Here is a 6,354-nt window from a genome sequence, read left to right as displayed (position 1 = left end):
ACGTGGCCGGCGGTCCCGCCCCCGGCCAGCAGGTACGTGGTCATCGGGCCGAACGCCCCGATCGTGCGGCGGCGCGAGCGACCGCGCGGGCCTCCGCACGGGAGGCCGCCTCGGGGTCGCGTGCGACGGAGAGCACGACTCCGATCGCGAACAGCGTCGTGAGCAGGGCGGTGCCGCCTGCCGAGACGAGGGGCAGCGGCACGCCGAGGACGGGGAAGACTCCGAGCACGACACCGATATTGACACACGCCTGGCCGACCACCCACACGAGGACCGCGGCGGTGGCCGCCTTCGCGAACGGCGTCCTGGCCGCACGGAGCACCCGGGCGAACGCGACGGCGAGCACCACGAACAGGGCGATGACGACGATCGCACCGATCAGCCCGAGCTCCTCGCCGATGATCGCGAAGATGAAGTCGTTGTCGGCAGCGGGCAGCCACGACCACTTCGCCGTGGAGTTGCCCAGCCCGACGCCGAAGATGCCGCCGTTGGCCAGGGCGAACCGGCCGTGCTGGATCTGCCAGCAGTCCGCCTCGTCGATCGTGGCGCAGTTCTCCTGCAGGAACGCGCTGATGCGCCGCATCCGGCTGTCGCTCGACACGGCCACGATCACGAAGACCGCCGTTCCGAGGAGCACCGGCGGCAGCAGCAGCCGGAAGCGCACGCCGATGAGGAACAGCGCCCCCAGCAGCATCCCGCCCATGACCATCACGGTGCCCAGGTCGCCGCCGAGCAGCACGAGGCCGATCGCCCCGCCGCCGACGAGGAGGATCGGGAGGATGCCGTGCACGAAGTCGCCGAGCTGGGCCTGCTTCTTCGTCACGATGAGTCCCAGCCAGATGACGAGCGAGACCTTGATCAGCTCCGACGGCTGGAACGGCGGGATGGGACCGAGCTCCAGCCAGTTCGTGTTGCCGCCGACCGTCACGCCCAGGGGCGTCGCGACCACGAGCAGCTGCAGCACGCACGAGACGATGAGCAGCGGCCACGCCACCCGCATCCACATGCGTTCGGGCACGCGGCTCGCGATGAGCATGACGGGCAGCCCGAAGAGGGCGTAGAGGCCCTGCCTCGAGGCCTGCACGAAGAATCCGCCGTCCTCGAGATTCGACTCCACCGACGACGACGAGAGCACCATCACGAGGCCGAACACGACGAGGAAGACCGTCGTGCCGAGCAGCAGGAAGTAGTCCTTCGACTCGACGCGGAACACGCGGCCGAGCCGGATGCGGGCGGCGGAGACGCCCGCGGGCTCAGCCGTGGCCGGTCGGGCGGTGCCGGTCGGAGTCGCCATCCGCCTCGCCTCCCAGCCTTGCTCTGACCGCCTCGTGGAACCGCCTGCCCCGGTCGGCGTAGTCGGCGAATTGGTCCATCGACGCCGCCGCCGGTGCGAGGAGCACGGTGTCCCCCGGCTCGGCCACCGACGCCGCCAGCGCGACCGCGTCGGGCATCACCGTCTCAGTGTCGTCGGTGACGACCTCGAAGAGGGGCAGCTCGGGCGCGTGTCGCCGGAACGCCGACACGAGGGCGTCGCGGTCCACTCCGATCACGATCGCCGCGCGCAGGCGCCCCGCGTGGGCGGCCACGAGCGCGTCGGCGTCGACGCCCTTGAGGAGGCCGCCGACGATCCACACGACACGCCCGAACGCGCGCAGCGACGCCTCGGCCGCATGCGGGTTCGTCGCCTTGGAGTCGTCGATCCAGCGGATGCCGCCCGCCACGGCGACCGTCTCGATCCGGTGCGCGTCGAGGCGGAAGTCGCCGAGCGCGTCGTGGATGACGCCCACCGGCACGCCGTAGGACCGGGCGAGGGCGGAGGCGGCGAGGATGTTCTGCACCACGTGCGGTGCATCGAGCCCGTGCGGCTCGAGCTCGCTTAGGGTGATGATCTCGAGCGCCGCCGTGCGGCGCTCGTCGAGGAAGGCCCGGTCGCACAGGATGCCCTCGACGACGCCGAAGTCGCTGGGTCCGGGGACGTCGAGGCCGAAGCCGATGGCGCGGGCCCCCTCCTCGACCTCGGCGTCCTCGACCATGTGCATGGTCGCCTCGTCGGCACGGTTGTACACGCACGCGACCCTGGTGTTGGCGTACACGGTCGCCTTCGCCGCCCGGTACGCCTCGGCGGAGCCGTGCCAGTCCAGGTGGTCGTCGGCGATGTTGAGCACGACGCTGGCCCACGGATGCAGCGCGCCGGCGCCCACCGTGCGCAGGTGGTGGAGCTGGTAGCTCGACAGTTCGACGACGAGCACGTCGAAGCCGCCGGGGTCGCGCACCGCGTCGAGCACGGGCACGCCGATGTTGCCGCACGGCGCCGCCCGCAGCCCGTTCGCCGCGAGGAACGTCGCCGTCATCTGCACCGTCGTCGTCTTGCCGTTCGTGCCCGTGACGAGGATCCAGTCGGCGGCGTTCACCTTGTCGCGCACCCGCCAGGCGAGCTCGATGTCACCCCAGACGGCCACCGCGTGCTCGGCCGCCCAGTCGAGCACGGGATGGTCGGGGTGGAAGCCCGGGGAGGCGATCACGAGCTCGGGTGCGAAGGCGACGAGCTCGTCGGGCACCGAATCGAGCGGATGCCGCACCAGTCGCGCCCCGATGACCTCGAGGATGCGTGCGCGATCGTCGTCGGCCGCCGGCGCGAGCACCAGCACGTCGGCGCCGAGCTCCGTCAGCGTGTCGGCGACGGCGAACCCGGTGACGCCCAGGCCGAGCACCGCAACCCGGAGGCCGCGCCAGTCGGCGTTCCAGCTGGTGAGCGTCTCGAGGCGGTCGGCGACGGCCGCGGCATCCGACCCGCTCAACTCTGCAGCCATTCGAAGTAGAAGCTGCCGACCCCGGCCGCCACGAACAGGCCGCCGATGATCCAGAAGCGCACGACGATGGTGACCTCTGCCCAGCCCTTGAGCTCGAAGTGATGGTGGATCGGGCTCATCAGGAAGATGCGCTTGCCCCCGGTGAGCTTGAAGTAGGCCCGTTGCACGATCACCGACCCGGTCTCGATCACGAACAGGCCGCCGATGAGGAGCAGGAGCAGCTCGGTGTGGCTGACGATGGCGAGCGCCGCGAGGGCGCCGCCGAGCGCGAGCGACCCGGTGTCGCCCATGTAGATGTGCGCGGGGTTCGTGTTCCACCAGAGGAATCCGATGAGGCCGCCGACGATGGCCGTGGCCACGATCGCGATGTCGAGCGGGTCGCGCACGTCGTAGCACCGGTAGGCGTCGCTCTGGTTGAGGCTCTCGCTGAAGCACGACTGGTTGAACTGCCAGAAGCCGATGACGACGAAGGACCCGATCGCGAGGATGGAGGCGCCGCCGGCGAGGCCGTCGAGGCCGTCGGTGACGTTCACCCCGTTCGACGCACCAGCCGTGAGCAGGCAGATCCAGATGACGTACAGGATCACGCCGACGATCGTGCCGAAGACCATGAAGTCGAGCGGCAGGTCGCGGATGAACGAGATGCTGGTGTTCGCGGGCGTGACGCCGTCGTCGTTCGGGAACTGGAGCGCGAGGAGCGCGAACGCGGTGGCGACCACCACCTGGCCGAGTACCTTCGCCCATCCGCCGAGCCCGAGGCTCTGCTTCTTGCGGGTCTTCAGGAAGTCGTCGATGAAGCCGACGACGCCGAGACCCACCATCATGAAGAGCACGAGCATGGCGGATGCCGTCGGCGGCTCGTTCGACACCAGCAGCGTCGAGGTGAAGTAGCCGAACAGGCTGCCGAGGATGAAGACGATGCCGCCCATGGTGGGCGTGCCCCGCTTGACGTGGTGGCTCTTCGGGCCGTCGTCGCGGATGAACTGGCCCCAGCCCAGCCGCGTGAACAGCCGGATGAAGAGCGGCGTCAGGAAGAGCGTGAAAGCGAGCGACAACGCCCCGGCGGTCAACAGTGCTCTCACGAGGACCATTCTCCCAGTCGGTCGCCGAGGTGGCGGAGACCCGCCGAGTTCGAGGATTTCACGAGGATCGTGTCACCCGGGCGGGCCAGGCCGGTCACGAGCTCGTACGCCTCGTCGGCCGTCTCGACATAGGTCGATTCGCCGTCCCACGAGCCCTCATTGATGGCCGTGATGTGCAGGCGCCGCGCGCCCTCGCCGACGACCACGAGCTGCGAGATGCCGAGGCGCACCGCGAGCAGCCCGATGCGATCGTGCTCCTCCCCCGAGTACTCGCCGAGCTCGCTCATCTCGCCGAGCACCGCGATCGCCTGCGTGCCCGGTGCGCGCACCTGGGCGAGCGTCTTGAGCGCGGCCGCCACCGAGTCGGGGCTCGCGTTGTACGCGTCGTTGATGACGGTGATGTCGTCGCGGCCGCCCATGAGCTGCATGCGCCAGCGCTCCGCGAGCGTGACGGACTCGAGTGCCGCGACGATCTCGTCGAGGGGCACGCCGAGCTCCGTCGCCGCCGCGATCGTCGCGAGGGCGTTCATCACGTGGTGCTCGCCGAGCACCCCGAAGCGGACCCGAGCGGATGCGCCGCCCGCGAGCTCGACGGTGAAGTCGGTGCCGCGCGCGTGCGCGGCGATGTCGACGGCCCGAACGTGCGCGTCGGCGCCGAGCCCGAACCAGACCACGCGCGCGGCGGTGAGGCCGGCCATGGGGGCGACACGCGGGTCGTCGAGGTTCAGCACCGCGACATCCGTGTCGAGCAGGTCGGTGACCATCTCGGACTTCGCGCGCACCGTCTGCTCGATGCCGCCGAACTCGCCGGCGTGCGCGAGCCCGACCTTCAGCACGATGCCGATGTCGGGGCGCGCCATGCGGACGAGGCGGGCGATCTCGCCGACGCCTGAGGCGCCCATCTCGGCGACGAGGTACCGCGTGTCCGCCGCGAGCTCGAGCATGGTGATCGGCGCACCGACCTCGTTGTTGTACGAGGCGCGCGCCGCGACGGTCGGACCGACGCGCTCGAGCACCGCGCGCAGCAGGTTCTTCGTCGTGGTCTTGCCGTTGGATCCGGTGACGCCGACGATCTTCAGGTCGCCGCCTGCGCGGACCCTGGCCACGACCTCGGTCGCGAGGGCGCCGAGCGCCTCGACCGTGTCGGCGACCACGACCTGCGGGGCGGGGAGGTCGAGCGGGTGCTCGACAACCAGCAGCGCGGCGCCCCGCTCGACGGCGGCCGGCGCGAACCGGTGCCCGTCGTCGAACTCGCCGCGCTTGGCGAAGAAGACGTCGCCCGGCTCGATCTCACGCGAGTCGGTGGTGACGGTGCCGTCGACGACCGTCTCGCCCGTGGCATCCGTGCCGCCCAGGTGCAGGCTGCCGCCGACCACCGAGGCGATCTCGGCGAGGGTGAGCGCGATCATGCGCTCCAGCCCGCCTCACGCAGTGCCTGCTTCGCGTCGTCTCGCGCTGAATAGGGGATCTTCACGCCCTTCACCTCGTGGTAGTCCTCATGGCCGGGTCCGGCGTAGAGGATCGCATCGCCCTCGCCGGCCATGGCCAGTGCCGCCCGGAACGCCTCGCGGGGGTCGGCGATCTCGTGGATCTCCCGGTCGGGGACCGCCTCGCGCGCCCCCGCGATGAGCGCGGCACGGATGGCGGCCGGATCCTCCCACCTGGGGTGGAAATCGGTGATCACCACGACGTCCGCGCCGCGCGCCGCGATGGCGCCCATGTCGGCGCGCTTCGTGGTGTCGCGGTCGCCGTCGGCGCCGAACAGCATGATGACGCGTCCGGCGGTCGACCGCCGGATCGCTCCCAGGGTCTGCAGGAACGCGTCGGGGCTGTGCCCGTAGTCGATGTAGACGATCGGCCCGCGGTCGCCCGAGATGCGCTCGGCCCGACCGGGGATGTAGGCGTCCACGCCGCCGTCGCGCTCGAGCACCTCCGCGATCTGCTCGAGGTCGTAGCCGGATTCCACGAGCATGACGATCGCCAGGGCCGCGTTCGCCGCCATGTACCAACCGAGCAGGGGCACCCGGGTCTCGAGCCGACGACCCGCCGTGCCCTCGAGCACGAACGCCGTGTCGGTGGGGGTCTCCTCGAGGACGGTGAGCCGCCAGTCGGCCTCGATCGCCGGGTCGGTGCTCAGCGTCGTGACGGGCACTCGCGACTCGGAGACCAGGCGACGCCCCCACTCGGAATCGATCGTGACCACGCCGCGCCGGGCGCGCTCGGGCTGGAACAGCTCGCGCTTCGCCTCGAAGTAGACGTCCATCGAGGGGTAGTCGTCGAGGTGGTCGTGCGTGAGGTTCGTGAATCCGACGACGTCGAAGACGAGGCCGTCGACCCGGTGGCATTCGAGGCATCGCAGGTGTTCAAGCGCGGAGACAAGTACTACCTCTCCTACTCGTCGCACTTCGGCGGCACGGACTTCGGCGGCAACCAGACGGCCCTTCCCGGATACCCGGGTGGCG

The 6,354-nt window shown here is 70.6% G+C and carries 5 protein-coding genes; all 5 read right to left on the bottom strand.

What is annotated here, in order from left to right:
* Positions 1-40 precede the first annotated feature (40 nt).
* From ftsW to GH736_RS14970, 5 genes are read right to left on the bottom strand one after another with little or no spacing between them, the layout of a single operon-like run.
* Complete coding sequence (gene ftsW, locus GH736_RS14990) at positions 41-1,294, bottom strand: putative lipid II flippase FtsW (protein ID WP_159604732.1); 1,254 nt, start codon at positions 1,292-1,294, stop codon at positions 41-43.
* A complete protein-coding gene (murD, locus tag GH736_RS14985; RefSeq protein WP_159604730.1) occupies positions 1,254-2,810 on the bottom strand; it encodes a UDP-N-acetylmuramoyl-L-alanine--D-glutamate ligase in 1,557 nt (518 codons plus the stop codon). The genes ftsW and murD overlap by 41 nt, the downstream gene beginning before the upstream one ends.
* Positions 2,795-3,892 (bottom strand): phospho-N-acetylmuramoyl-pentapeptide-transferase, encoded by a 1,098-nt coding sequence (mraY, locus tag GH736_RS14980; protein WP_159604728.1) that lies wholly within the window; start codon positions 3,890-3,892, stop codon positions 2,795-2,797. The genes murD and mraY overlap by 16 nt, the downstream gene beginning before the upstream one ends.
* Positions 3,889-5,301: a UDP-N-acetylmuramoyl-tripeptide--D-alanyl-D-alanine ligase gene (locus GH736_RS14975; protein ID WP_159604726.1), complete on the bottom strand. Its 1,413-nt coding sequence runs from the start codon at positions 5,299-5,301 to the stop codon at positions 3,889-3,891. Before GH736_RS14975 ends, mraY begins: the two co-directional genes overlap by 4 nt.
* Positions 5,298-6,296, bottom strand: a complete 999-nt coding sequence (locus GH736_RS14970; RefSeq protein WP_235934273.1) for a Mur ligase family protein — start codon at positions 6,294-6,296, stop codon at positions 5,298-5,300. The genes GH736_RS14975 and GH736_RS14970 overlap by 4 nt, the downstream gene beginning before the upstream one ends.
* Between the last annotated feature and the right edge of the window lie 58 nt (positions 6,297-6,354).

Source organism: Agromyces humi (genome assembly GCF_009720255.1).
Classification (GTDB): Bacteria; Actinomycetota; Actinomycetes; order Actinomycetales; family Microbacteriaceae; genus Agromyces; species Agromyces humi.
The sequence above is the reverse complement of the archived record's forward strand: the minus strand, read 5'-3'. Positions and strand labels throughout refer to the sequence as shown.

Bases quoted from the DNA above. Each gene is read 5' to 3' on its own strand.
- ftsW (WP_159604732.1), bottom strand. From the start codon at position 1,294: ATGGCGACTCCGACCGGCACCGCCCGACCGGCCACGGCTGAGCCCGCG.
- murD (WP_159604730.1), bottom strand. From the start codon at position 2,810: ATGGCTGCAGAGTTGAGCGGGTCGGATGCCGCGGCCGTCGCCGACCGC.
- GH736_RS14975 (WP_159604726.1), bottom strand. From the start codon at position 5,301: ATGATCGCGCTCACCCTCGCCGAGATCGCCTCGGTGGTCGGCGGCAGC.